At 41.6% G+C, this 25,110-nt stretch carries 26 protein-coding genes; 16 read left to right on the top strand and 10 right to left on the bottom strand.

Annotated features, from left to right (window positions below):
• Positions 1–9: 9 nt before the first annotated feature.
• The 6 genes from J8Z25_RS03770 to J8Z25_RS03745 are packed head-to-tail and all read right to left on the bottom strand — an operon-like array spanning position 10 to position 5,500.
• The gene (locus J8Z25_RS03770; RefSeq protein WP_130049624.1) at positions 10–1,110 is read right to left on the bottom strand and encodes a PQQ-dependent sugar dehydrogenase; all 1,101 of its coding nucleotides are present in this window, start codon (positions 1,108–1,110) and stop codon (positions 10–12) included.
• Positions 1,111–1,162: 52 nt separating this feature from the next.
• Positions 1,163–3,052, bottom strand: coding sequence for a DNA topoisomerase IV subunit B (gene parE / locus J8Z25_RS03765; protein ID WP_130049625.1), 1,890 nt, complete (start codon positions 3,050–3,052; stop codon positions 1,163–1,165).
• Between the two features lie 33 nt (positions 3,053–3,085).
• On the bottom strand, positions 3,086–3,646 hold the full coding sequence (locus tag J8Z25_RS03760) for a YqiA/YcfP family alpha/beta fold hydrolase (protein WP_130049626.1): 561 nt from the start codon (positions 3,644–3,646) through the stop codon (positions 3,086–3,088).
• The gene (locus J8Z25_RS03755; protein ID WP_130049627.1) at positions 3,631–4,413 is read right to left on the bottom strand and encodes a metallophosphoesterase; all 783 of its coding nucleotides are present in this window, start codon (positions 4,411–4,413) and stop codon (positions 3,631–3,633) included. Before J8Z25_RS03755 ends, J8Z25_RS03760 begins: the two co-directional genes overlap by 16 nt.
• Positions 4,400–4,858, bottom strand: a complete 459-nt coding sequence (locus J8Z25_RS03750; protein WP_130049628.1) for a DUF1249 domain-containing protein — start codon at positions 4,856–4,858, stop codon at positions 4,400–4,402. The genes J8Z25_RS03755 and J8Z25_RS03750 overlap by 14 nt, the downstream gene beginning before the upstream one ends.
• A gap of 9 nt (positions 4,859–4,867) precedes the next feature.
• Positions 4,868–5,500, bottom strand: a complete 633-nt coding sequence (locus J8Z25_RS03745) for an NUDIX domain-containing protein (RefSeq protein WP_130049629.1) — start codon at positions 5,498–5,500, stop codon at positions 4,868–4,870.
• A 150-nt stretch (positions 5,501–5,650) separates the two neighbouring features.
• Here J8Z25_RS03745 and tolC point away from each other — a divergent pair, with 150 nt between their 5' ends.
• From tolC to J8Z25_RS03730, 3 genes are all read left to right on the top strand, one after another.
• Entirely contained in the window at positions 5,651–6,991 is a 1,341-nt protein-coding gene (gene tolC, locus J8Z25_RS03740) for an outer membrane channel protein TolC (protein WP_130049630.1), read from the top strand.
• 107 nt (positions 6,992–7,098) lie between these two features.
• A complete protein-coding gene (lpxL, locus tag J8Z25_RS03735) occupies positions 7,099–8,025 on the top strand; it encodes an LpxL/LpxP family Kdo(2)-lipid IV(A) lauroyl/palmitoleoyl acyltransferase (RefSeq protein ID WP_130049631.1) in 927 nt (308 codons plus the stop codon).
• 59 nt (positions 8,026–8,084) lie between these two features.
• On the top strand, positions 8,085–8,660 hold the full coding sequence (locus tag J8Z25_RS03730) for a TcpQ domain-containing protein (protein ID WP_130049632.1): 576 nt from the start codon (positions 8,085–8,087) through the stop codon (positions 8,658–8,660).
• Here J8Z25_RS03730 and glnE read toward each other — a convergent pair.
• Positions 8,657–11,443, bottom strand: coding sequence for a bifunctional [glutamate--ammonia ligase]-adenylyl-L-tyrosine phosphorylase/[glutamate--ammonia-ligase] adenylyltransferase (gene glnE / locus J8Z25_RS03725; protein WP_130049633.1), 2,787 nt, complete (start codon positions 11,441–11,443; stop codon positions 8,657–8,659). The genes J8Z25_RS03730 and glnE overlap by 4 nt on opposite strands.
• 72 nt (positions 11,444–11,515) lie before the next feature.
• On the opposite strand from glnE, the gene J8Z25_RS03720 reads away from it, so the two are divergent.
• From J8Z25_RS03720 to ruvX, 6 genes are all read left to right on the top strand, one after another.
• Positions 11,516–12,409 (top strand): DUF350 domain-containing protein, encoded by an 894-nt coding sequence (locus J8Z25_RS03720; RefSeq protein WP_130049634.1) that lies wholly within the window; start codon positions 11,516–11,518, stop codon positions 12,407–12,409.
• Positions 12,410–12,437: 28 nt separating this feature from the next.
• Positions 12,438–12,899 (top strand): hypothetical protein, encoded by a 462-nt coding sequence (locus J8Z25_RS03715; protein WP_130049635.1) that lies wholly within the window; start codon positions 12,438–12,440, stop codon positions 12,897–12,899.
• A gap of 69 nt (positions 12,900–12,968) precedes the next feature.
• The gene (gene rsmE, locus J8Z25_RS03710) at positions 12,969–13,703 is read left to right on the top strand and encodes a 16S rRNA (uracil(1498)-N(3))-methyltransferase (RefSeq protein WP_178926615.1); all 735 of its coding nucleotides are present in this window, start codon (positions 12,969–12,971) and stop codon (positions 13,701–13,703) included.
• A gap of 68 nt (positions 13,704–13,771) precedes the next feature.
• Positions 13,772–14,725: a glutathione synthase gene (gene gshB / locus J8Z25_RS03705; protein WP_250661691.1), complete on the top strand. Its 954-nt coding sequence runs from the start codon at positions 13,772–13,774 to the stop codon at positions 14,723–14,725.
• A gap of 24 nt (positions 14,726–14,749) precedes the next feature.
• Complete coding sequence (locus tag J8Z25_RS03700) at positions 14,750–15,307, top strand: YqgE/AlgH family protein (RefSeq protein WP_130049638.1); 558 nt, start codon at positions 14,750–14,752, stop codon at positions 15,305–15,307.
• Between the two features lie 19 nt (positions 15,308–15,326).
• Complete coding sequence (ruvX, locus tag J8Z25_RS03695; protein WP_167658189.1) at positions 15,327–15,776, top strand: Holliday junction resolvase RuvX; 450 nt, start codon at positions 15,327–15,329, stop codon at positions 15,774–15,776.
• On the opposite strand, the gene J8Z25_RS03690 is transcribed toward ruvX, so the two are convergent.
• Genes J8Z25_RS03690 through J8Z25_RS03680 form a run of 3 tightly spaced genes read right to left on the bottom strand, consistent with a single transcriptional unit; the run spans position 15,773 to position 18,835 of the window.
• Entirely contained in the window at positions 15,773–16,645 is an 873-nt protein-coding gene (locus J8Z25_RS03690; protein WP_130049640.1) for a hypothetical protein, read from the bottom strand. The genes ruvX and J8Z25_RS03690 overlap by 4 nt on opposite strands.
• The gene (locus J8Z25_RS03685) at positions 16,646–17,779 is read right to left on the bottom strand and encodes a PilT/PilU family type 4a pilus ATPase (RefSeq protein WP_130049641.1); all 1,134 of its coding nucleotides are present in this window, start codon (positions 17,777–17,779) and stop codon (positions 16,646–16,648) included.
• Between the two features lie 15 nt (positions 17,780–17,794).
• A complete protein-coding gene (locus tag J8Z25_RS03680) occupies positions 17,795–18,835 on the bottom strand; it encodes a type IV pilus twitching motility protein PilT (RefSeq protein WP_130049642.1) in 1,041 nt (346 codons plus the stop codon).
• 2 nt (positions 18,836–18,837) lie between these two features.
• Between J8Z25_RS03680 and J8Z25_RS03675 the strand changes: the two genes are divergently transcribed.
• From J8Z25_RS03675 to J8Z25_RS03645, 7 genes are read left to right on the top strand one after another with little or no spacing between them, the layout of a single operon-like run.
• Entirely contained in the window at positions 18,838–19,551 is a 714-nt protein-coding gene (locus J8Z25_RS03675) for a YggS family pyridoxal phosphate-dependent enzyme (RefSeq protein ID WP_167658191.1), read from the top strand.
• Between the two features lie 17 nt (positions 19,552–19,568).
• Entirely contained in the window at positions 19,569–20,390 is an 822-nt protein-coding gene (gene proC, locus J8Z25_RS03670; protein WP_130049644.1) for a pyrroline-5-carboxylate reductase, read from the top strand.
• A gap of 21 nt (positions 20,391–20,411) precedes the next feature.
• Positions 20,412–20,945, top strand: a complete 534-nt coding sequence (locus J8Z25_RS03665; RefSeq protein ID WP_130049645.1) for a YggT family protein — start codon at positions 20,412–20,414, stop codon at positions 20,943–20,945.
• A 58-nt stretch (positions 20,946–21,003) separates the two neighbouring features.
• The gene (locus J8Z25_RS03660) at positions 21,004–21,444 is read left to right on the top strand and encodes a DUF4426 domain-containing protein (RefSeq protein WP_178926612.1); all 441 of its coding nucleotides are present in this window, start codon (positions 21,004–21,006) and stop codon (positions 21,442–21,444) included.
• A gap of 7 nt (positions 21,445–21,451) precedes the next feature.
• Positions 21,452–22,051, top strand: coding sequence for an XTP/dITP diphosphatase (locus J8Z25_RS03655; protein WP_250661690.1), 600 nt, complete (start codon positions 21,452–21,454; stop codon positions 22,049–22,051).
• Positions 22,048–23,181 carry a radical SAM family heme chaperone HemW gene (gene hemW / locus J8Z25_RS03650; RefSeq protein ID WP_130049647.1) on the top strand — a complete coding sequence of 378 codons (1,134 nt, stop codon included), beginning with the start codon at positions 22,048–22,050 and terminating at the stop codon, positions 23,179–23,181. Before J8Z25_RS03655 ends, hemW begins: the two co-directional genes overlap by 4 nt.
• 40 nt (positions 23,182–23,221) lie before the next feature.
• Positions 23,222–25,057, top strand: coding sequence for a DUF885 domain-containing protein (locus tag J8Z25_RS03645; protein WP_062566135.1), 1,836 nt, complete (start codon positions 23,222–23,224; stop codon positions 25,055–25,057).
• The last annotated feature ends 53 nt before the right edge of the window (positions 25,058–25,110 follow it).

Below are 25,110 nucleotides of genomic sequence, written 5' to 3'. Positions count from 1 at the left end.
AACGCTTACCTATTTTTTCTTAGCACTAACACGATAAATCGCGTTAGCAAAGTCGTCTGAGATCAATAAGCTGCCATCTGCAAGCTCTGCAAATGCAACTGGGCGACCAAATGTTTCTTCGTTTTGCATAAAGCCTGTGATGAACGGGGTGTACTTAGTAATACGACCTTGCTCAACATTCGCTAGCATCACTCTATAGCCTGATTTTTTACTGCGGTTCCAAGAGCCATGCTCAGCAACAAACAGCTGTTCTTTGTATTTCGCAGGGAACTGCTTGCCGTTATAAAAATGAATACCCAGTGGTGCAACATGAGCACCTAATGCAAGAGCTGGTGATTTGTAGTCGGCAATACTTTTACCTTTACCAAACTCAGGATCTAAAATTGCACCTGCGTGAACATAAGGGAAACCATAATGGGCGCCCTCTTCACCTTCACCAACACGGTTAATTTCACAAGGTGGCATATCATCACCCATCATGTCACGGCCATTGTCGCTGAACCAAAATGCATTAGTTGTAGGGTGATAATCAAAACCAACTGAGTTACGAACTCCTTTGGCGATTGTTTTAATTTCTTTTGTATCCACATCTAACGAAAAGATACGACCGTACTTGTCGTCTTCAGCACAAATGTTACATGGCACACCCACAGGCACAATTAGCTCACCCGTTGGCGCAAAACTAATGAACTTCCAACCATGGTGACGATCAGTCGGAAACTTGTCGTAAACCACATCGAATTTTGGATCTTTTAGGTTTTTATCGATGTCTTTAAAGCGAATGATGCGTGACACTTCAGCCACATATAAGTCACCGTCTTTGATTGCTAAACCTGATGGCATTTCAAGACCTGTGGCAATAACCATTTTTCTATCAGCCACACCATCACTGTTGTGATCAATCAGAGCATAAACATTTCCTGCTTTACGGGAACCTGCGTAAACAATGCCTCTTTTTGAAACCGCTATTTGACGCGCATTTTCAACATCATCAGCAAACAGACTAATAGAAAAACCATCAGTAACTGTTAACTTATCAAGAATATCTTTTGCCATTACAGGCGCTGATAACAAGCTCAGCGATAATATTGAGGTCAGTATTTTTTTCATTTTTGTCTTGCCCTTTAATTCTTTGCTAGAAACTAGATTGCCACACACTTTATTAAACTTCAGCGCGGTTACCGTGATCTTCTAACCACTGACGGCGGTCTGACGAACGTTTCTTCGCAAGTAACATATCCATCATTTCCATAGTTTGCTCTTCTTCGTCCAAGGTTAATTGCACTAAACGACGTGTATTAGGATCCATGGTCGTTTCGCGTAATTGTAACGGATTCATTTCACCTAACCCTTTGAAGCGTTGAACATTGACTTTACCGCGTTTTTTCTCGGCTTCAATGCGCGCTAAAATACCGTTCTTTTCATCTTCATCAAGGGCGTAATAAACCTCTTTACCAATGTCGATACGAAATAGCGGAGGCATAGCTACGTACACGTGGCCTTGTTTTATTAGCGATGGAAAGTGACGAACAAACAGCGCACAAAGCAAGGTGGCAATGTGTAATCCATCCGAGTCAGCATCGGCCAAAATACAAATTTTGTTATAACGCAGACCAGATAAATCACTTGAGTCAGGGTCTATACCAAGGGCCACAGAAATATCATGCACCTCTTGTGATGCTAAAATTTGCCCAGACTCAACTTCCCACGTATTTAATATTTTACCGCGAAGCGGCATAATTGCTTGGAATTCACGGTCGCGCGCTTGTTTTGCTGAACCACCTGCAGAGTCACCCTCTACTAAAAACAGTTCAGTGCGGTCATTATCTTGAGCGCTACAATCAGTTAATTTACCGGGTAATGCAGGGCCTGAGGTAATGCGCTTACGCACGACTTTTTTAGCAGCACGTAAACGGCGCTGTGCATTTGAGATACATAGCTCAGCTAATAATTCAGCGGTTTCAGTATGTTCGTTTAACCATAAACTGAATGAGTCTTTCACCACACCCGAGACAAACGCAGCACATGAGCGAGATGATAACTTCTCTTTCGTTTGGCCTGCAAACTGCGGGTCTTGCATTTTAACCGACAATACGTAGCTACAACGCTCCCAGATATCATCTGGCGTAAGCTTTACGCCTCGTGGTAATAAGTTTCTGAATTCACAGAATTCACGCATTGCTTCAAGCAAGCCTTGACGCAAGCCATTGACATGCGTACCGCCTTGAGCGGTAGGAATTAAGTTAACATAACTCTCAGCGATCGATTCACCGCCTTCTGGTAACCACACAACAGCCCAGTCAGCGCCTTCTGTTGAGCTTGAAAACTCACCAATAAAAGGTTCTTTTGGTAATACTTCAAAGCCTTTAACTGCTTCAACTAGATAGTCTTTTAAGCCCGTTTCGTAATACCACTCTTGGCTTTCTTTAGTTTGCTTGTTGGTAAACTTAATGCGCAGGCCTGGGCATAATACCGCTTTGGCTTTTAATAAATGATTAAGCTTAGTAAGAGAGAAGTTAGCTGAGTCAAAATAGCTGGCATCAGGCCAAAAACGCACGGTTGTACCTGTGTTACGTTTGCCCACAGTGCCAATCACGTTTAAGTCTTCAACTTTATCGCCGTTTTCAAAGGCCATGCGAAATTGCTGTGCATCACGACGGACGGTAACTTCAACACGAGTCGATAGCGCATTCACAACCGAAATACCTACACCGTGTAAACCACCTGAAAACTGATAGTTTTTATTAGAGAACTTACCACCAGCGTGCAGCTTGGTAAAAATAAGTTCCACACCCGGAATACCCTCTTCAGGGTGTATATCAATTGGCATACCACGGCCATCATCGATAACCTCAAGCGAGTTATCTTCATGAAGGATGACATCTATTTTTGTTGCATGACCAGCCATTGCTTCATCGACACTGTTATCGATAACCTCTTGACCTAAGTGGTTAGGACGAACCGTATCGGTATACATACCTGGGCGGCGTTTTACGGGCTCTAACCCGTTTAAGACTTCAATTGCTTCGGCGTTATAATTTTGCTGACTCATAGTTTTTATATCTTTTATGCGCTTAGCTATGTTTTACGTGATTTTAAGAAAATCTACAATACTTGCAAAGGTTTGTTCGAAGCCGATAAAACTATGATCGCCTCCAAATTCAACGTGTTGCTTACACTGAGAATAATATTTAACCGCCTGCTGAAAAGGCAGTACTTCATCGCCCGTTTGCTGTAACAAATAAATCAATGAAGGGGTGTCTAATTGCGGCAAATATAAACTGCGCAATGCATCCATGTGACGAGTACCAAGTTCATAGTGACTATCTTGATACGGGTTATAATTTTCCCCTAAATAGTTATCGAGTAACTCAAATGGGCGAACCGCAGGATTAATTACCACCGCGGGTATCGAATAACGTTGCGACAAATAGGTCGCATAAAAACCGCCTAATGAACTACCTAGTAATACAGTATCATCATTTAACAGTTGTTCTAATTGTAAAATTGCATGTAACGGCTCATGAGTTAGTCGCGGCACCTGATAATCTACATCGAATTGCGCCATATGCTTACCAAAACGAACTGCTTTATAAGATTGCTCAGAGCTATTAAAACCGTGTATATAAATTACTCGTTTAGCCATACTACATCCGTGCTTAACAGTAAATTTTGTTGCCCATCAATGTTTAAGTTGATGAGTCGAAATGCAGGGCCTAAGTCCTCTTGCTGCCATGCCATGGTGTGCTTAGTAAATTGTATCGAACTGGCTGGTGTCGCAAACACGCTGAGATCACGGTAGTTTTGAGTGTACTCATGATGAACATGGCCATGGAACACGCCAATACACTGCTGACTGTTGACACAGGTATTTAAAAACTGCGGACCATTTTCTAACATATGCTTATCTAAGTAAGCCTGAATAGGTAGCGGATTATGATGACAAAACACTACGCTCGGGACTTGTCCTATCGCCTCGCTTAATTCATTTAAATGTGTTTGTGTTACCCAGCCTGCAGGGGTCGAACCTTTTGAGTTTACCAAAAGTAGTTGCCCACCTAAAAAGGTAATACGTTTACTACTTAGAATTTGTGAACTTGTAAGCGCTTCATATTCAAAAAGTTCATCATGATTACCCGGCAGCCAAAATACCGGACAATTGAGCGCTGCGTCTTCTATTAACTTAGCAAAAAGCTGATAAGACTCACTGCTGTGATCTTGTGTTAAATCACCACCAAACACCACACAATCCGCATTTTGCTCAGCAATAGCCTGTAAACAACGCGCAAAATATGCTGCCGTATTCACGCTAAAGTATTCACCACTAGTATCTTTTGATAGATGGCAGTCAGTGATATGAGCGACTTTTAGCGCTGTTTTATCAAAATGGTAGGCATTACTAAACCAAGCCATTGTTTACATCCCAATTTAAAACTGCTCGGCCATTTTCAACACAAGCAATCAGCCAGTCATACAAAAAGGCATTAAGCTGATATTTTTCATCTTTTTGATGCATGTTCGGGTTTGGATAAGCGTAAGAAGGCTTAATACGCTGATGAAAATCATGATGCACAATTTCGGCTACTTTCGCATCATGGTACATACGCACAGTTAAATACAAAGGCTTAACTGAGGCTAAATTACCCGCCTCTTGGCTAATAGAAATATCTGTGGTGTATTTTGCTGTATCGTCAACTTTAACAGCAAAGGTACTATGGCCTAATTGCACCTTTCGCTCCTGACCTACACGACGCTCATGTGGTAATAGTTTAAGCGCACGCACATAGTTATGCTCACACAAAGTTAAATACTTAGGTAAGCTTTGAATATAACGCTGCTGGGCACTGACATACGACAAAATAATCCCCTATGAGTTTTTCCAATCAGACAGTATACGTTGCTTATTCAGTGCTAACCACTGTAATGAGATAACTGTGGCAGCATTGTCTATTTCACCTTGCTCTAAACGTAACATAGCCTCATCGTATGACATTACATGAGTTTTGATATCTTCATCTTCATTATCTAGACCAAAAATTCCACCTTGATACCCAGCTAAGTCAGTGCGTGCTAAATATAAATACAAACGCTCAGTTGTACCACCTGGGCTTGAAAGGTAAGACATCATAAATTCTAGCTCATTAAGCTCAATGCCCGCTTCTTCAAATGCTTCTCGCTTAGCAACATCTTCGTAATCAGTACTGCCATCAGCCATGCCTGCAATACACTCAAGCAACCAAGGTGACTGCTTGGATGCTAACGCACCTATTCGGATTTGCTCGATTAATAAAACTTGGTCGGTCGTAGGGTCATAAGGAAGTACTGCAACAGCATGACCACGTTCTAATATTTCGCGTTTAACTTCTACCGATTTACCACCAGCAAACAATGCATGATGAAAGCGATAAGTATTAATTTTAAAGAAACCATCATAAACACGCTCAATCGGCTTTAACTCTATGTCATCATGGTTAAATTGTGAGATTGCTGATATTTTCATTCACTATTTCCTTTACGTTTTAAGTAAATGTTACGGCCAATTATATTCTGTTACACTTGGACATGCAGATTTACGTAATTTTTTTTTGGTTATTCATTAAAAAAGAGTACCATGGTGACAGTACAAAATTGTCTAAGGACTGAACGAACAATGAAAAAAACACTACTCGCTGCGCTGATCGGGTTTTCAAGCGCACTGACTGCAACAGCTAGTTATGCTGAAGACTTACTGCAAGTATACGAGATTGCTACGGCAAACGATCCTACCGTACTTAAAGCAAAAGCCCAAGCAGATGCGCAAGCCTATGAGAGCGATCGCGCGTTAAGTGCACTATTACCACAAATTGGTTTAAGCCTTGGTTACCAATCAACCAAATCAGATCTTTATGACGGTAATGATGCAACGGGTTATACCGGTTATGACTATGATCCTGATGAGTTTAGCCGTAGTATCAGCTTAAACCAAACACTGTTTGATTTAGGCGCATGGAATTCACTTGGTATTGCAGATAAACAAGCACTACAAGCAAATGCTCAGTACGACTTTGCTCGCCAAGATTTAATCGTTCGTGTTGCTGAGGGTTACTTCAACGTACTAAGTGCAATCGATAACCTTGAGTTCGTACAAGCAGAAAAGCGCGCTATCGAGCGCCAATTGCAACAAACAAAAGAACGTTATGCGGTTGGTTTAACAGCGATTACTGATGTTCACGAAGCACAAGCTCAGTACGATAACTCTGTTGCGCAAGAAATTGTTGCTAAGAATAGTGTTGAAACAGCTCGTGAGCAGCTTCGCGAAATCACAGGTAAATACCACGCTAAATTAGATATGTTGAATACCGAAACGTTTTCAACGGTTGCACCTAAAAAACAGTCAACTGACTACATCGAAATTGCAAAAGACAACAACTTAAATCTGCAAGTTTCAAAAGTCACGGTTGATATTGCTAAAGATCAAATCGATTTAGCAAAAGCGGGGCATTATCCGAAGCTAACATTAAATGCTTCATATGGTGACAGCCTAACTGACTTAAACAGTAACTCACATAAGCCACGTGAAGATAGTGCTAAAATTGGCGTAAACTTTAGCCTGCCTATCTACTCAGGTGGTGCAACTACCGCTGCAACTGAGCAAGCTCGTGCTTACTATGTCGCGGCAAGTGAAGACTTAGAAGCAAGCTTACGTGCAGTAACCCGCTCAGTTATCACATCATACAACCAAGTGGTATCTGACATCGCAACTTATAAAGCTCTACAACAAGCTGTTGTTTCTGCTGAAAGTGCGCTTAAAGCAACTGAAGCAGGCTTTGAAGTTGGTACACGTACTATCGTAGACGTACTGATCAGCACGCAAAACCTTTATAATGCAAAAAGTAATTTAGCAAACGTTCGTTACCGCTATGTTGTTTCAACACTTCGTTTGAAGCAAGCTGCTGGTACACTAACAAGCGAAGACCTTGCGGCAATTAACCAAGGTTTAAAAGAAATCTAGTAATTTCTTCTAATGAGTCCTTATTTAAAAGCCAGCCTCGTGCTGGCTTTTTTGTATTTTTAAAGACATACAGTTAAACTAGCTTTTTTATTTTCAGAGATTTTTTTGTGGTTAGTTCATCTCCTTTTAAGGCGTCTTTTTTAGGCCCTCGTTACTGGTTAACTTGGGTTGGCGTGTTCTTTTTATATCTTATCTCTTGGTTACCACATAAATTACAACTAGCGCTTGGAAAACTACTTGGTCGTTTAGTACACCGTTTTATGAAGCGCCGCCGTCATATTGCTGAAGTGAATATTCGTTTATGTTTTCCTGATATGCCAGAACATGAACAACGTGAATTAGTACTTAAAAATATGGAAAATACCGGTATTGCAATGATGGAAACCGGCATGGCTTGGTGGTGGCCCCAGTGGCGTATCAATAAAGTGTTTGGTTCAGTTAAAGGTCTTGAGCACTTTGAAAAGGCTCAGCAAGCAGGTAAAGGTGTTCTGTTACTTGTGCCACACTTTTTACACTTAGAAATGGCGAGCCGTATTATGGGTGTAAAACACCAAGGTATTGGCTTTTATCGCCCACACAATAACCCTTTGATGGAATATTTCACGACTAACGGTCGTCTTCGTTCAAACGAATACTTAATTGGCAAAAAAGATGTCAAAGGCTTATTAAAAGCACTTAAAAATAAAAAAGTTTGCTACTACTTGCCAGATCAAGATTACGGCCGTAAACGCTGTGAATTTGCCCCCTTTTATGCGGTAAAAGAAGCTGCAACAACAACGGGGACGCTGCTATTTTCAAGTAGCCGCAACTGCGAAACGGTGAGTTTAACTAGTCGTCGTGATGAAAATGGTCGCTACCACCTAGAAGTGTTACCTGCTCTTGAAAACTTCCCAAGTGGTGATGATCTTGTTGATGTTACTCATGTAAATCAACGTATGGAGCAAGCCATCGATTTAGCGCCAGAACAGTACATGTGGCTACATCGCCGCTTTAAAACCCGTCCAGACAAGAATGCCCCTTCTTATTACAAGTAGAGTGACATTTTGCTGTTTGTATGGTTTTATAAAGCTAATCAACAACAAGAGTATTAGAAATGTGGTTCTGGGTTAAGCATTTATCACTAGCATTTATTTTAATTGCTGCTGCTATTTACTTTTTATTCGGTAGTGGTCCAGTAATGGACATGAAAGATACTAAGAATGCTGCGGCACAAGGCTTATCGCGCTTTTATGCAGCACTACGTAACCAAGTAAATGACAAAAATAACGAACGAGATAAGTACGTTCTTAAATTGCCTACGCCAGAAACCAGCCTTGATGTAGCACTTTTTGAACGTGAAAAAGTAGTCGATCCTTCATCGCCAAACTGGACTGGAGAGATTCAACCACGTCGTTTTGAAAGTGGTAATACTCTAAAAGATGTACTCGCGGATTATGCCCGCCACGAAGATATCGTGCTGTACTGGTATTTAAGTAAAGACTATGTGGTAAAAGACCATTTTCGCGTTGATAGTAATTTTGTCTCAACACTTTACCAAGTTGGCCGCGCCATCAACGATGATTTCGAAAATGAGGTTTACACTTACTTCTGCTTTAAGCAAAGAGCAGCGGTAATAACCGAGCTGCCCTCAGCTTATGTGCGCGAAAACTGCCGTCGCTTAAAAAGCTAAAACACCTGCTGCCACGCCTGACTTACTAAGTCGATGTGCTGAGTTAACTCAGCACGTGGCGCACAACGCCCTTGCTGATTCAAACTCATCACATGATAGCGTGAACGATACGCAATATACGCAGCGATTAACTCTTGCTGCATTTGTTCACTGATACAATCCAAACGAGCTGCATCAGCTAAAATACGCACATTATCAGACCAAGTAGTTAGCTCAGGGTGCTGCATAGCATTATTCAACACCAAGTACTGAGTGATAAACTCAATATCTGTAATACCGCCCCTATCTTGTTTTAAGTCAAATAGCTCATCATTCCCTTTAGCAAGGTGAGCGCGCATTTTTTCACGCATCTCAACGACATCTGTTTTCAGCTTTTCATTATCGCGGGCTTGGCATAAAACGTCTTTGCGAATTTGTGCAAAACGCTCGCTCAATGAGGTTTGCCCATAAATCATTCGTGAGCGGACTAGTGCTTGATGCTCCCAAGTCCATGCTTGAGTTTGTTGATAGTGATAAAAGCTTTCTAGATTAATAGCCAGTAGCCCAGACGCTCCTTCAGGCCTTAAGCGAGTATCAAGCTCATACAAAATGCCAGAAGCGGTGCGAGTATTGAATAAGTGCATTAAGCGCTGCGCCAGCTTTAAGTAGAACTGCCTAGAATCAATCGACTTATCACCATCAGTGTAACTGCTACCATCGTGGTTATGCACAAACACAAGATCAAGATCTGAATCGTAACCGACTTCAAAACCGCCCGTTTTGCCATACGCTATCACTGCAAAGCCTTTTTCTTGCTCTGAAGTATTCGCTGGCTGACCAAAGCGCTCAACACAGGCATGCCATGCTATATTTACAGCTTGCTCTACAATAGCCTCAGCAAGCGCAGTAAGGTGATCACTTACTTTCATTACACTAAGAACACCTGTTGCATCTGCTGCGGCAATACGTAATTGATGTGTTTGTTTAAACTGACGAAGTGCTTCCATTTGCAATTCTAAGTCACCATGCTCAATGCGTAAGAAATACTGTCTAATTTCATTTTTGTAAGCAGACAGAGGCGTCGGTTTATAGAGCACCTGAGGATCGATCAGCTCATCAAGTAAAATTGGGTAGCGAGAAATATGCTCACCTATCCATTTACTATGACAACAAAGTGAAACCAGCTGATTTAACGCACCGGGATTTTCATATAACAGCTCCAAGTAGGCGGTTCGTGAAATGATCTTATTCAGTACTTGGCAAATCATGGTAAAGGCATCACAGCTCGCTTTAGTTACAGTGAGTTGTTTAAGTAAAAGCGGCATTAATTTATCGAGGATATCACGACCTCGACTGCCAATTTTCGCCTTAGTTAATCGCGCTTTAAAATCTTCAAGCGCCGGTTGCCAATCAAGGTTCGGCTCACACATCAGGCTAACATCAGTCATTTCCCAAGCGCTAATATACTCACTTTCACAAGGATCCGCCGTTTCACTTTCAAAGCCAATCACTTGTTCGAATTCACTATGTACTTGGGACATGGTCTGCTCAATGCTAATTAAACACTGATTAAAATCTTCTTTGTTGAGCAAATAACATAAACGTTGTTGGTTTAGCTCGTCATCAGGCAAGGTTTGCGTTTGTTTATCATCGAAAATCTGTAGGTACTGCTCAATTTGACGTAAATCTAAATAGTTCTGTGTTAATAACTCAGCTTCTTTATTCGACATAACTTGGTTGTTTACGAGCTCTTTTAAAGCAACCAATAATGACTGAGTTTGTAAATTAGCTTCACGCCCTCCTCGCACCATTTGCAGAGCTTGCACTATAAACTCTACTTCTCGAATGCCGCCTGCACCCAATTTAATATTGTTTGTAAGGCGCTTTCGGCGTACCTCTTGAGCAATCATTTGCTTCATTTTACGTAACGATTCAATCACCGAGAAATCAATATAGCGACGATAAACGAACGGGCGAAGCAATTCATAAAACTCGTCCCAATAACGATTTTCTGAACCAATTAAACGCCCTTTTAGCATGGCATAACGTTCCCACTCACGCCCTTGCTCTTGGTAATAGTCTTCCATTGCATTAAAACTCATCACCAAAGGCCCACTTTCACCAAATGGGCGCAGACGCATATCGACCCGAAATACTTGGCCATTTACCGTAGTTTGGTTAAGCGCCATAATTAGTTTTTGCGCCACTTTAGTATAAAACACCTGGGCTTCAATGGAGCGGCGACCACCTTGTGTTGCAACATCGCGTGGATAAGAGAAAATTAAATCAATGTCAGATGAGTAGTTAAGTTCTCCTCCGCCAAGTTTCCCCATGCCTAAAACTAACATTGGCATTGCATTACCGTCATCATCAAGCGGCATGCCGCTGACTTTAGCTACTTGTGCAAATGCCCATTGATTAGCACTATCGATAAGCTGGTTTGCAAGCGCTGAGATATAAGCAATACTGTCAGCAATTGGGTTAGCACAACACAAATCAAGAAAAGCCACTTTCAACCAGTACTTTTCGCGATATAAGCGCAGCTTTGCCATCGCTGCATTGTCGTCAAGTTCGCTAATTTCAGCACTGTTTAACGGAGCTTCAATCGTACGGTTAGTGAGTTCATTATCATCTAGTAACCAATCTTTTAGGTCTGGTTGAGACTGTAAGCAATTCCACGCAAAGTCACTTAAAGACAATAAGTTAATAATTTTCTCTTGCTCCGCTTGCCCTTTATACAGGCTCTCGAAGCGGGTTTGGCCTAACTGATGTAGTGACTCGGTAAGCGCGTGTAAATTACTCATTAAATACTCTCTTTTAACTTGCCAATAACCGTACTAGAATGATTATCAAAGAATTATTTAGCAGGGACCTGCATGTCATATTTATCACTATCTAACACTAGTTTAGTCGCGATTGCTATTAGTTTCGCTGTAATTTGCGTCACTATAGTACTGCTACGTATTCTAACGCAAATCAAAGCAAAACAAGCGCTTAAAGAAGAGCTTGCACAGCATGATAACTTTGCTATGGGGATCAGCTTTGCCAGTGAGATCATGGTTGTTATTGCTACCATTGCCTATATATTTGATGAAATTAGCTTAAGTGCAGCGCAGTCTAACCCGCTCAAGGTCCTATTACTTATTGTGCTGTTATTTAGCTTTATCAAAATAGGTCACTTAATTCACCGTAAATGGATTTTGCATCGCTTTAACGAAGAAGCGGCCATATTAAAACAAAATGTCTGTGCTGCTTTAGTCGACTCAGGCATGTTAATCGCAAACTGTATTATTGCTCTTGGTCTATATAACTGGTGCCATACCCAAGGCTATAGCAGCTTGCTGATCGCCACTGTAAGCTTTTTTGTGCTGCAAGGTATGTTTGCCCTTGATAGTAAAATCCGAGAGTATCGCTTTGCCAAAGCCAACCAAGGTGCATCGCTACAAAGTAATTTTAATCTTGAAAATACTTCTATTGGTATTCGCTATGCGGGTAAGTCTATTGGCCTAGCACTTGCGGGTTATGCTGGTCTTGCCAGTGCATCCTTTATTAGTGGTAAGATGGTAGAAAATTTATTCACTCTAGTATCTCATTGCGGTGCAATGTGGGTATTGTTGTATATTTTGAGCTATATTATTAAATATATATCTTTACCCAATATCGACACATCGTTAGAAGTAGACCACCAAGATAACATTGGCATAGCCTGTATTGAGTTTGCCGTTTTCGGTGCAATAGGCTATTTACTAATAAGTATGTTTTCAATTTGATACGGAAGTTCTTGAATCGTGAGGCGTTATGCCATTTAAAGTTAATAATTATTTATTAGTTGATATCGATAATGAGTTTAGTCGTGCATTTGCTCAGCACTATTTTGCAAATGCCGAAAACTCAACCCTTGTGGTGGCTGGAGCTAATAGCCGTAGCATGGTAAAGCTCATGTTCGATCAACTCGTTAAAGATTATTGCTACTGTGATTTTAGTAATGAGATTAGTGTTTCAGAATTAGCTAGCTATTTACATGAACATCACAACATACAAGGTGTATTGATAAACCAAACTGACTACCAACTGGCAGACGACGCACAAAAGTTTATCTATAACTCATTGCACAAAATACGTTACTTAGTGCAGCAAGAAGGACAAGGCTTTGGCTTTACTCCCTGCCCTGATGCAGCTCACATTAATCACTTATCTTGCCAATCTGAAATAGCCGAAACAACTGCCCACGCCTTAACTGCCAAAGATGAGTTTAAATAACAAATAAATAATTGCACCTAAACCGCTGTATACTTACCATATTGCTAAAATTATTGATAAGTGACAGCCATGCGAGTTCCACATATTTACCAACCCTCAGCGATTTCTTTAAACACACCATTAGCACTTGATGATGATGCAGCAGGTCACATTGGCCGTGTATTACGTATGCAAGTCGGTGATAAGGTCTCGATTTTTAATGGTGAAGGAGGTGAATACCTCAGTGAGATTATTGAAGTCAGCAAAAAAAATGTGGTGGTCGAGCCACAAGAATTTATTGATCATAATGTTGAATCGCCTTTAAAAATTCACTTGGGCCAAGGTATTTCTCGTGGCGATAAAATGGATTTCACTATTCAAAAATCTGTAGAGTTAGGTATCACAGAAATCACTCCTATTTTTAGTCAACGTTGTGGTGTAAAACTCAGTGGCGATAGACTGCAGAAAAAACACCAACAATGGCAAAAAATTGCAATTGCTGCAGCAGAACAATCTGGCCGCAATTATGTACCAGTTGTACATCCTCCTATCGATATAAAAGAATGGTTAGAGCAAGCAAGTGAAGCAATAAAACTCACCTTACATCCACGTGCTGAGCACAGCATTAAAACTATTCATGTGCCTAGCGAGGGCGTGCGTTTTTTAGTGGGTCCTGAAGGTGGTTTTACCGATGAAGAAATCGATATAGCTAAACAACAAAATTTTGTTGATATTCGTTTAGGCCCTCGTGTTTTGCGGACAGAAACAGCGGCCCTGACCGTGTTAAGCGCACTGCAATTACAGTTTGGCGATTTAGCGAATTGAAAACCGTAAAAACACCCATATATCAAAGTAACAAAACACAGTATGGCATACGATTCTAAGGCAAAATAATGGCAATTAAGTTAGGCATAATCTCTGATCCAATAAGTGGCTTTAATATTAAAAAAGACACTGGCTTTGCAATGATGATGGAAGCACAAAAGCGCGGTTACGAAATTTACTACATGGAAATGGATGACCTGTCTCTGCGTCAAGGTCAAGGCTATGCAACTGCAGCCAAAGCCCGTGTTTTTGATGATGTAAATCACTGGTACGAGTTAGAAGAAAAAGCCACTATTGCTTTAGCTGATTTAGACGTAATTTTAATGCGTAAAGATCCACCTTTTGATACTGAGTATATCTACGCAACCTATATTTTAGAGCGTGCCGAGCAAGCCGGTACTCTTATTATCAACAAGCCTCAAAGCTTACGTGATGCCAACGAAAAGCTATTTACAGCTTGGTTTAGCGAACATACCCCTGATACGTTGGTAACTCGAAGCCAAGCAGACATTCGTGCATTTTTAGCTGAGCATAAAGATATTATCTTAAAGCCGCTTGATGGCATGGGAGGGGCATCTATCTTTCGTGTTAAAGAGGATGATGCGAATATAGGTGTGATCTGCGAAACATTAACCGAGCATGGTAACCGTTTTGCAATGGCACAAAATTATATTCCTGAAATCAAACAAGGCGACAAACGCGTACTTGTAGTTGATGGTGAAGTGATGCCATATTGCTTAGCGCGTATTCCACAAAATGGCGAAACGCGCGGTAACTTAGCAGCGGGTGGTCGTGGCGAAGCACGCCCTATTAGCGACTCTGACCGCAAAATTGCTGAAGCAGTTGCGCCGACATTGAAAGAAAAAGGCCTTATTTTTGTTGGTCTAGATATCATTGGCGACCGCTTAACTGAAATCAATGTCACTGCGCCAACGTGTGTAAAAGAGATTGAAGCTGCTTATGATATTTCAATCACTGGTCACTTATTTGATGCCATTGAAAGAAAACTGAGCCATACTTAATTTAAACAACAAAAGGGGCGACCTATGCAGTCATTAGAGAATCATTTCTTAATCGCGATGCCGAGCATGCAAGACCCTTTTTTTAAGCGTGCTGTCACTTATATTTGTGAGCACAATCAAGATGGTGCAATGGGCTTGGTGATTAACCAGCCTATCAACATCACTGTGGGCGAGCTACTCGATAAAATCGAAATTGATAACGACAAAAGCAAACAAGCTGCAGGCTTAGCTGTGTATGCTGGCGGACCTGTAAAAACCGATCGCGGGTTTGTTTTACATTCGCCAAAGCCTGGTTATGCAGCGAGTCAAAAGCTCAGCAGTGACATTATGATCACGACCTCAAAAGATGTGTTAGCAAGCTTAACCACAAGTGAGGCACCTGATCAATTTATTATCACTCTTGGCTATGCTGGCTGGGATCAAGGCCAATTAGAACAAGAGCTGTTAGAAAACTCCTGGTTAATTATCAAAGCTGATCCTGAAATCATCTTTAATACTCCAGTCGAAAAACGCTGGGAAAAAGCGGTTTCTATGCTCGGTTTTGATGTCGGGCAATTAAGCTCTGAAGCAGGCCACGCTTAACATTTAAAATTTTAAGACTATGACAAAACGAACTTTTAAGCCGGTGGGTGAACGCACCGTAATGGGTTTTGACTTTGGAACCAAAAGCATTGGTATAGCTATAGGTCAAGAACTCACAGGAACAGCATCAAGCTTACAAGCAGTAAAAGCGAAAGATGGTATTCCTGATTGGCAGCTCATTAAAAAGCAAGTGGACGAATGGCAACCTGATTTAATGGTAGTTGGTTTACCGCTTAATATGGATGGTACGAATCAAGAGGTGACCTTTAAAGCGAAGAAGTTCTCTAATCGCTTACACAACCACTTTGCTATTCCGGTTGAAACTCATGACGAACGACTAACAACTGCAGATGCCAAAGCCCGTTTATTCGAACAAGGTGGCTATCGAAACCTTGGTAAAGGCAATGTTGATAACATGTCTGCAGTGATCATCTTAGAAAGCTTCTTTGAACAATTTTACGGCGACTAGCGCTCTTCGTTAATCACAATATAGTCTTTTAAATCTGGAATAAAGCCTGCCTCTCGGTAGGCTTTTTCAATTGCACCTGATTGACGAAGTTGTGCAAGCCCTTTTTGAATTGCAGCAAAGGCTTCTTTGCCATCGGGATGACTCTTCGAAATGATAAAGTGGCGGCTATCTTTAAGCTGAAGTAAAAGGTTAGGCACAGCAACCAATTCAATATTCTCTAAGGAATAACGATTATTGAGGCTGGGCATCAGGGGCATCATCATAAAATCAACCCACTGCATCGATACAGTGCGGACTTGTCCTAGCCACTCGTCTTCTCTAAGTAATTCTTTCAGTGGCAGAGCCGATAACGTTTGCCAATCGGTTTGCCAGCGTGGCGTTGACACCGCAGTTAATTGCTTAAAGTCAGTAAGCTGTTTTATTTGCAGCGCTTTTTTATTGTTCGGTGAGGTAAAAATGCCCGCAAAATACTCACCATTTCGAATCACAGGATCTGATATGTACACCGACTCTGCAAGCGACTTTGCATCAACAGACCATACACTATCAAAGCTGAGTAAAAGCTGGCCATCTTCTAACAGCTTGGTATTACGGTAATTAGCATTACCTTTGTGGTAGCGAAATGGCTTAGTGTAGCCGCCTATATTCAATGCTTGTTGAGCTATGATCATATCGACTACATCGCGACGAATGTAAGCACCACTGAAGTCTTTAACTTCAATAGGCTTACGACCATTCAAAAAGCGACTGTAATCGTCATAAACATCATCGCGAATAAAAATAACCACACCTTTATTGTCATTACCGTATACATGAAACGTACTCACTAATAGTAATAACCAGCTGATTAAACTTACTCGCAATCCCATTTATGTGTCACTCTTTCCATCAAGACCATCGATAGTCACGCCTTGTAAAAAGCCTGCGCCACTTTGCTCATTGTTTTGTAGCTTAATCATTAAGCGTAGGTCATTTGGCGAATCAGCATGATGCAACGCATCGGCGTAGTTAATGCGACGCTGCTTATAAAGCTCAAACAATGCTTGATCAAAGGTCTGCATACCCATTTCTTTCGATTTCGCCATGGTTTCTTTGATAGAACCAACATCACCTTTTTTAATAAGCTCTGCCACCATAGGCGAATTTAGCAAAATTTCGATAGCAGCTACACGTCCTTCGCCATCGGCAGTTGGAACCAACTGCTGAGCAACAATAGCGCGAAGGTTAAGTGCTAAGTCGTATTTTAACTTATCGTGCTTTTCTTTAGGTACTAAGTGCATAATACGGTCGATTGCTTGGTTAGCATTATTCGCATGCAGTGTTGCCACACACAAGTGACCTGTTTCTGCAAAGCTTAATGCATACTCCATGGTTTCTTGTGAGCGTATTTCACCAATTAAGATTACATCAGGCGCTTGACGCAACGAGCTTTTTAGCGCTGATTCGAAGCTTTCTGTATCTAAACCTACTTCACGTTGAGTAATGATACTTTTACGATGCTCATGAACAAATTCAATAGGATCTTCAATCGTTAAAATATGACCTCGCTGGTTGCGGTTACGATAACCTAAAAGCGCAGCGAGCGAGGTCGATTTACCCGTACCTGTACCACCCACAAACAGAACTAAACCACGTTTAGCCATAATCACATCGGTTAAGGTTGACGGCAACCCTAGCTCATTCACATCAGGTATCTGAGTCACGATACGACGAATAACCATACCAGCTCTGTCACGCTGCCAAAAAGCAGAAACACGGAAACGGCCCTCATCAGTTGCAATCGCAAAGTTACACTCTTTAGTATCATGAAATTCTTTACGCTGCTTATCGCTCATGGCTGACTCAACCAAATCGAGTGAAGCTTCATCAGAAAGCTTTTCGTCGGTAAGATGTACTAGCTCACCGTTTATTTTTGCACTGACAGGCAGTTGGCTAGAAACAAACAAGTCAGACGCTTTTTTGTCGATCATAACTTGTAAAAAATGATTTAAAGGTAAAGACATTTTAAAATAACTCCGTTAACCACCAAACTGGGTTTTATCCTGTGCTTTAGCACGCGCATCATTGGTTGTAATAATACCGAAGTTAACTAAGCTTGCTAAACATTGATCCATGGTCTGCATTCCATGGGACGCACCGGTTTGAATTGATGAATACATTTGCGCGATTTTATCTTCTCGGATTAGGTTTCGGATAGCAGGAATACCTATCATGATTTCATGGGCTGCTACTCGGCCACCGCCCACTTTTTTAAGTAAGGTTTGTGATATTACGGCACGTAGTGATTCAGACAACATTGAACGCACCATGTCTTTTTCTTCACCAGGGAATACGTCAATGATACGGTCGATAGTTTTTGGTGCAGAAGTAGTATGCAAGGTACCAAACACCAAGTGACCTGTTTCTGCCGCGGTCATCGCTAAGCGAATTGTTTCAAGGTCACGAAGCTCACCCACCAAGATTACATCCGGATCTTCACGTAATGCGCTTCTAAGTGCATTAGAGAAGCTATGCGTGTCACGGTGAACTTCGCGTTGGTTAATGAGACTCAGCTTATTCTCGTGCACGAATTCGATAGGATCTTCGATAGTTAAAATATGGTGATGCTTATGTTGATTAATATAATCAACCATCGCCGCTAAGGTAGTTGATTTACCAGAACCAGTCGGGCCTGTAACCAACACTAAACCACGCGGATTATCGGAAATGGTTTTAAAAATATCAGGCGCACCTAAGTCATCAAGCGTTAAAACATCACTTGGGATAGTACGAAACACCGCCGCTGGGCCACGGTTTGAGTTAAATGCGTTTACACGAAAACGCGCAAGGTTTGGTACTTCAAAAGAAAAATCCACTTCGAGATTTTGTTCGTAGTCCTTACGCTGATTATCGTTCATAATATCGTATACCAGACTATTTACATCTTTTTGTTCTAATGCTGGAATATTAATACGGCGCACATCACCATCAACACGTATCATAGGTGATACGCCTGATGACAAGTGTAAATCCGAGGCTTTGTGTTGCACACTAAAGGCCAATAATTCGGTAATATCCATTTATGACTCCACAACCAACTGATAATTATATGGTTACAATAGCAGAACGACTTACATCCGCCTACGCAAGAATTGCTCAAGCTGCAAAAAATAATCGCCGCGATGAGCAATCAATCAACCTATTGGCTGTTTCAAAAACAAAACCTGCCGACGATATTATTGCTGCCTATGAGCATGGCCAACGCCAGTTCGGCGAATCTTATGTCCAAGAAGCGGTAACAAAAGTAACAGCATTGGCTGATTATAAAGACATTATTTGGCACTTTATTGGCCCTATTCAATCAAATAAAAGTGCTCAAGTAGCCTCTCATTTTGATTGGGTGCAAAGTGTTGACCGCACAAAAATTGCAAAACGTCTTAATGAGCAACGGCCAGCCGACAAAGCCCCGCTCAATGTATTAATTCAAGTTAATATTAGTTTAGAAGAGGCTAAGTCAGGCTGCCACCCAGACGAGCTAATGGCACTGGCCGAATTTATCAGTCAATGCCCTAATTTGTGCTTGCGCGGTGTGATGGCAATTCCTGCCAAAACCGACGATGCCCAGCTACAATTACAATATTTTGAGCAATTAAGCGCTTGCTTTGATAAACTAAAGGCCCAATATCCCCAAGTAGACACCTTGTCGATGGGTATGAGTAACGATGTTGAAGCGGCGATTGCTGCGGGTTCAACCATGGTACGCATTGGCACGGATATATTTGGCCAACGAAATTAAAAGGTGATAACAGACATATGTCAGACAAAAAAATCGCATTTATAGGCACGGGTAACATGAGCTACGCCATCATTGGCGGCATGGTAAAGAACGGTTTTGCAGCTAAAAACATCATTGCAACCAATCGCAACCAAGAAAAATTAGCTAAGGTTGCTGCTGATTTCGGGGTGCAAACTACCGCGGATAACAACGCGGCACTTCGCGATGCTGATGTAATTGTCTTATCTGTTAAACCACAAATGATGGGCGATCTTTGCCAATCATTCCAAGACTCTGGCGTTGATTTTAGCGACAAGCTATTTATTTCAGTGGCAGCGGGCCTTAGCGTAAACCGTTTACGTGAAATGCTAGGTCAAGACGTGAAAATGGTGCGTTGTATGCCTAATACACCATCATTACTCGGTCGTGGTGTTTCAGGTCTATATGGCGCAGGCGAAACCGCTGAAGAGCACAAGTTTGTACAACAAGTTTTTGAGTGTACAGGCATTGTTGTTTGGGTTGAGCAAGAGTCACAAATCAACGACATCATCGCTGTTACAGGTTCATCACCTGCTTACTTCTTCTTATTTATGGAAGCTATCGAAGAAAAAGCTAAAGCACTTGGCTTTAGTGATGAAGATGCGCGCCGTTTAGTACAACAAACTGCACTAGGCGCAGCCGAAATGGCACTTTCGCAACCAGACATCAGTATTGCTCAGCTACGTGCAAATGTAACCTCTAAAGGTGGTACCACTCACGAAGCGGTTGAGCATTTAAAATCACAAGGTTTAGTAGGTACTGTTGCAGATGCAATGGATGCCTGTATAGCCCGCGCTGAAGCGATGGAAAAAGAACTTTAAGCTTACTTTTAAGGTAAAATTATGCAAGCCATGCACTTTTTAGTTGGGATTATTTTTGATCTCTTTTTAATGGTGGTCCTTTTACGCTTTTGGTTACAAGCGGCAAAAGCTGACTTTTACAATCCTATGAGCCAGTTTGTGGTGAAAGCCACTTCGTTCGCAGTAAACCCGCTTCGTAAAATTATTCCAGGAGTGGGTGGCTTTGATATTGCTTCGTTAGTGCTTGCTTATTTAGTTGCAGTAGCGAAACTCAGTGTTATTTTTCTGATGTTTTATAATGCTTGGGCGCCAGGTCCGGTATTTATTCAGGCTTTAATAACTGTCGTTAAAGAAGGGTTAAACTTACTATTTTGGGTTTTAATTATTCGTGCTTTACTAAGCTGGGTAAGCCAGGGTTACAACCCAATTGAAGCTGTATTCCACCAGCTAACTGAACCTATGTTACGCCCTATTCGTAAGGTTATTCCACCACTAGGTGGTTTAGACTTATCAATCTTAGTGTTGATTATTGGTCTACAGTTTTTACAGTTTCTATTGTTGGATTTAATTGGCTAAACGTTTAACGTGACGCAGTAAGGGGCCGAAAGGCCTCTTTTGTTAAGTGAGATATACCATGAAGCAATTTATTTATTTTTCTTTAATTGTATTAAGTTTATTTACAAGCTATGCCAAAGCGGATGAACAGGCAGGCGCTCAGTACAAGGTACTTGGCCCTTGGGAAGTTCACTACATTGCATTTCCATCGACCTTTATCCAGCCTAATATCGCCAAAAACTACGATTTAGAGCGTAGCCCTAGCAAAGGGATTATTAATATTTCGGTATTAAAAAACAGCGATAAAACAGCACAGACTGCAACTTTAACAGGCACAGCACGTAATTTGCTTGGCAATAAAAAGCAGCTTAAGTTTAAAGAAGTTGTTGAAGGCGATGCAATTTATTACCTAGCTCAAATCGATTATAGCAACGAAGAAATCTACCGTTTTGATATCGAAATAAATCAAAATGGCAAAGTACAAACGCTGAAGTTTCAGCAAAAATTTTACGTAGATTAATAGACCTATGAATAACACCTTGGTTTTAGCCACGGGTAACCCTGGCAAAGTAAAAGAGTTGGCAAGTATGCTCAGCCCTCTTAATATTAACGTGGTTCCACAAAGCGATTTTCAAGTACCAGACGTGCCTGAAACAGGCACCACATTTGTTGAAAACGCCATTATTAAAGCGCGCCATGCTGCAAAGATCACTGGCATGCCCGCTATTGCTGATGACTCAGGTCTTGAAGTTGACGGCCTAAATGGTGCACCGGGTGTATACTCTGCACGCTTTGCCGGAGCGGGTGCAAGCGATCAAGATAATATCGACAAGCTATTAAAAGAGCTTGCTGATAACCCAATTCGCAGTGCGCGTTTTTGGTGTGTTTTGGTATTAATGCGCCACGCCGACGACCCTACACCACTTATTTGTAGTGCCAGTTGGGAAGGCGAAATCACCCATAGCCAAGATGGTCAGGGTGGTTTTGGTTATGATCCTGTTTTTTACGTACCGTCTGAGCAATGCACTAGCGCTCAGTTAACTAAGGAGCAAAAAAATGCCCTTAGCCATCGCGGCCAAGCTTTAAAACAACTACTTGCGCAATTGCAGCAAAAAGGCGGCCTGTGAGTTTACCGCCTTTAAGTTTATATGTGCACGTGCCTTGGTGCGTGCAAAAGTGCCCATACTGTGACTTTAATAGCCATGGCCAAAAAGGCACAATCCCCGAAAAAGAATATGTTCAGCATCTAATTGATGATCTCAAGGCCGACTTGCACTTGGTGCAAGGGCGTAAAATCCACAGCATATTTATTGGTGGCGGTACCCCAAGCTTATTAACGGGTGACGCTTATACCCGCTTACTAGGTGAAGTCGACAGATTAATTGGCCTAAGTGATGACTGTGAAGTTACCCTAGAGGCTAATCCCGGTACCGTCGAAACAGGTCGCTTTAAAGAGTATGTTGCCGCTGGCATCAATCGTATTTCGATTGGCGTACAAAGCATGCAAAATGACAAGCTAAAAGCCCTTGGCCGTATTCATGGTGCTGACGAAGCAAGCTATGCAGCTAAACAGGCACACCAAGCGGGGTTAAATAGCTTTAACCTTGATTTAATGCATGGCTTACCCGGACAATCTCTTGAAGATGCCTTAAGCGACCTTGAAAAAATCATCGCGCTTAATCCTCCACACATATCTTGGTATCAACTAACGATTGAGCCGAATACTCAATTTGCTTCTAAGCCACCGACCTTACCGCATGACGACACTCTGTGGGATATTCAAGAACAAGGTCAAGCATTGCTGGCAGCTGCAGGTTATGAGCAATACGAGATCTCTGGCTACGCGAAGCCCGGCTACCAATGCCGTCATAACTTGAATTATTGGCGATTTGGCGATTATCTCGGTATCGGCTGCGGTGCACATGGTAAAATTACCGATGAAAATAAAGTCATCACCCGTACGGTGAAAGTAAAACACCCACGAGGTTATATGGATCTTGCCAAACCGTATTTATACGAACAATGGCAAGTAGCAGAAGACGACTTAGCTTTTGAATTCTTTATGAATCGTTTTCGTTTAGTCGAACCCTGCCCCAAAGCTGATTTACCTTTGCTTACAAGTTTGTCACTGCCAAGTCAGGAACAAGCCTTGACTGATGCAATTGCAAAAGGCTTACTAATTGATGATAAAGATAACTGGCAGGTAAGCCAAAAAGGCCACCGCTTTTTAAATGACCTGCTAGAATTATTCGTTTAAGAATTATAATTAAATTTCTAACAACTACAAAGGAACGATAATGCGTAAACTGACCTTCATCGCTGCGGCGGTAAGTGTTGCATTACTTGGCGGCTGCCAACAAATGCAAGAGCAACCGAAGCCTGCACCAAGTGTACAGAGCCAACCTGTACAAAGTGAAATCGATAAAGCCAATGCCTTCTTCGAAGATACTTTTAACCGTGATGTAATGAAAAGCCCTATTTATCAAACATACATGGGCATTAAAAAAGATTACGACAAATGGGATGATGGCAGCGAAGAGCGCGTTTTAGAAGACTTTGAACAAACTAAAGCTGACCTAGTTGCACTTAACGCAATTAACCGCGACCTATTAGATGACGCAACAAAAGTAAGCTACGACCTTAAAAAGCAAGATTTAGAAAACGAAATTGCTGATTTCAAATGGCGTCATTACAACTACCCTGTGAACCAAATGTTTGGTGTTCACTCGATGATCCCTGCGTTTTTAATCAACCAACATCAAATTGCCGATGTATCTGATGCTAAAGCGTATATCTCACGTTTAAATGGTGTTACAACGGTTATTGATCAACTAATCAAAGATCTTGAAGTACGTGCAGATAAAGGCATTATCGCGCCTAAGTTTGTTTTCCCACACGTGATTGATTCAAGCAATAATATCTTACGCGGCGCCCCATTCCATGACGGTGAAGACTCAACGTTACTAGCTGACTTTAAACGTAAAGTTAATGCATTAGAGATTGCCGATAGCGAAAAATCTGCACTTATCAGCGATGCTGAAAAAGCCCTAAAAGCAGCAGTAAAACCTTCTTACACTAAGCTAATTAACTTCTTAGCTCAGTTAGAAAAACGCGCTGATGACCGCGATGGTGCTTGGAAATTCCCTGACGGCGAAGCGTTCTACAACAATGCGCTAGCACGTACCACAACAACTGATTTAACAGCGAAAGAAATTCACACAATCGGTTTAGCTGAAGTCGCGCGTATTCACGACGAAATGCGTGAGATTAAGGACAAAGTAGGCTTTAAAGGTGACCTTAAAGCATTCATGCAATTCATGAAAACTGATAAGCAGTTCTACTACCCGAATACCGCTGAAGGTAAACAACGTTACCTTGATGAGGCAACAGCGCTTATCGATAACATGAAGTCTCGTCTAGACGAGCTATTCATTGTTAAGCCAAAAGCAGACCTTAAGGTTAAAGCTGTTGAAGCATTCCGCGAAAAAGCAGCAGGTAAAGCGTTCTACCAACAACCTGCACCAGATGGTTCACGCCCAGGTATTTATTACGCAAACCTTTACGATATGGAAGCAATGCCAACATACCAAATGGAAGCACTTGCATACCACGAAGGTATTCCAGGTCACCACATGCAAATTGCTATCGCGCAAGAGCTTGAAGGTGTGCCTAAGTTCCGTAAGTTTGGCGGCTACACAGCCTATGTTGAAGGTTGGGGTTTATACTCTGAGCTAGTACCAAAAGAAATGGGCTTATACGAAGACCCATATTCAGATTTTGGTCGTCTTGCGATGGAATTATGGCGTGCATGTCGCCTAGTAGTAGATACAGGTATCCATGCTATGAAGTGGACTCGTCAAGAAGGTATCGACTACTACGTAAATAACACACCAAATGCGACGTCTGATGGCGTTAAAATGGTTGAGCGTCACATTGTAATGCCTTCACAAGCAACGGCATACAAAGTGGGCATGCTGAAAATTTTAGAGCTTCGTGAAGCGGCTAAAGAAAAACTAGGCGATAAATTCGATATTCGTGAATTCCACGACGTAGTACTTAAAAATGGTGCAGTACCATTAAACGTACTTGAGAAGTTTGTTGACCAATGGGTTGCTAAGAAACAGGCAGCTTAAACAATAAAGACTTGAAAAAGGCCGCTCAGCGGCCTTTTTTATTTATTTAAACA

This window comes from Pseudoalteromonas sp. SCSIO 43101 (genome assembly GCF_023650775.1).
Taxonomy (GTDB): Bacteria; Pseudomonadota; Gammaproteobacteria; order Enterobacterales; family Alteromonadaceae; genus Pseudoalteromonas; species Pseudoalteromonas apostichopi.
This window is presented reverse-complemented; position numbering and strand designations above follow the sequence as displayed.

Bases quoted from the DNA above. Each gene is read 5' to 3' on its own strand.
- J8Z25_RS03770 (WP_130049624.1), bottom strand. From the start codon at position 1,110: ATGAAAAAAATACTGACCTCAATATTATCGCTGAGCTTGTTATCAGCG.
- parE (WP_130049625.1), bottom strand. From the start codon at position 3,052: ATGAGTCAGCAAAATTATAACGCCGAAGCAATTGAAGTCTTAAACGGG.
- J8Z25_RS03760 (WP_130049626.1), bottom strand. From the start codon at position 3,646: ATGGCTAAACGAGTAATTTATATACACGGTTTTAATAGCTCTGAGCAA.
- J8Z25_RS03755 (WP_130049627.1), bottom strand. From the start codon at position 4,413: ATGGCTTGGTTTAGTAATGCCTACCATTTTGATAAAACAGCGCTAAAA.
- J8Z25_RS03745 (WP_130049629.1), bottom strand. From the start codon at position 5,500: ATGAAAATATCAGCAATCTCACAATTTAACCATGATGACATAGAGTTA.
- tolC (WP_130049630.1), top strand. From the start codon at position 5,651: ATGAAAAAAACACTACTCGCTGCGCTGATCGGGTTTTCAAGCGCACTG.
- J8Z25_RS03730 (WP_130049632.1), top strand. From the start codon at position 8,085: ATGTGGTTCTGGGTTAAGCATTTATCACTAGCATTTATTTTAATTGCT.
- glnE (WP_130049633.1), bottom strand. From the start codon at position 11,443: ATGAGTAATTTACACGCGCTTACCGAGTCACTACATCAGTTAGGCCAA.
- J8Z25_RS03720 (WP_130049634.1), top strand. From the start codon at position 11,516: ATGTCATATTTATCACTATCTAACACTAGTTTAGTCGCGATTGCTATT.
- J8Z25_RS03715 (WP_130049635.1), top strand. From the start codon at position 12,438: ATGCCATTTAAAGTTAATAATTATTTATTAGTTGATATCGATAATGAG.
- rsmE (WP_178926615.1), top strand. From the start codon at position 12,969: ATGCGAGTTCCACATATTTACCAACCCTCAGCGATTTCTTTAAACACA.
- gshB (WP_250661691.1), top strand. From the start codon at position 13,772: ATGGCAATTAAGTTAGGCATAATCTCTGATCCAATAAGTGGCTTTAAT.
- J8Z25_RS03700 (WP_130049638.1), top strand. From the start codon at position 14,750: ATGCAGTCATTAGAGAATCATTTCTTAATCGCGATGCCGAGCATGCAA.
- ruvX (WP_167658189.1), top strand. From the start codon at position 15,327: ATGACAAAACGAACTTTTAAGCCGGTGGGTGAACGCACCGTAATGGGT.
- J8Z25_RS03690 (WP_130049640.1), bottom strand. From the start codon at position 16,645: ATGGGATTGCGAGTAAGTTTAATCAGCTGGTTATTACTATTAGTGAGT.
- J8Z25_RS03685 (WP_130049641.1), bottom strand. From the start codon at position 17,779: ATGTCTTTACCTTTAAATCATTTTTTACAAGTTATGATCGACAAAAAA.
- J8Z25_RS03680 (WP_130049642.1), bottom strand. From the start codon at position 18,835: ATGGATATTACCGAATTATTGGCCTTTAGTGTGCAACACAAAGCCTCG.
- J8Z25_RS03675 (WP_167658191.1), top strand. From the start codon at position 18,838: ATGACTCCACAACCAACTGATAATTATATGGTTACAATAGCAGAACGA.
- proC (WP_130049644.1), top strand. From the start codon at position 19,569: ATGTCAGACAAAAAAATCGCATTTATAGGCACGGGTAACATGAGCTAC.
- J8Z25_RS03665 (WP_130049645.1), top strand. From the start codon at position 20,412: ATGCAAGCCATGCACTTTTTAGTTGGGATTATTTTTGATCTCTTTTTA.
- J8Z25_RS03660 (WP_178926612.1), top strand. From the start codon at position 21,004: ATGAAGCAATTTATTTATTTTTCTTTAATTGTATTAAGTTTATTTACA.
- J8Z25_RS03655 (WP_250661690.1), top strand. From the start codon at position 21,452: ATGAATAACACCTTGGTTTTAGCCACGGGTAACCCTGGCAAAGTAAAA.
- J8Z25_RS03645 (WP_062566135.1), top strand. From the start codon at position 23,222: ATGCGTAAACTGACCTTCATCGCTGCGGCGGTAAGTGTTGCATTACTT.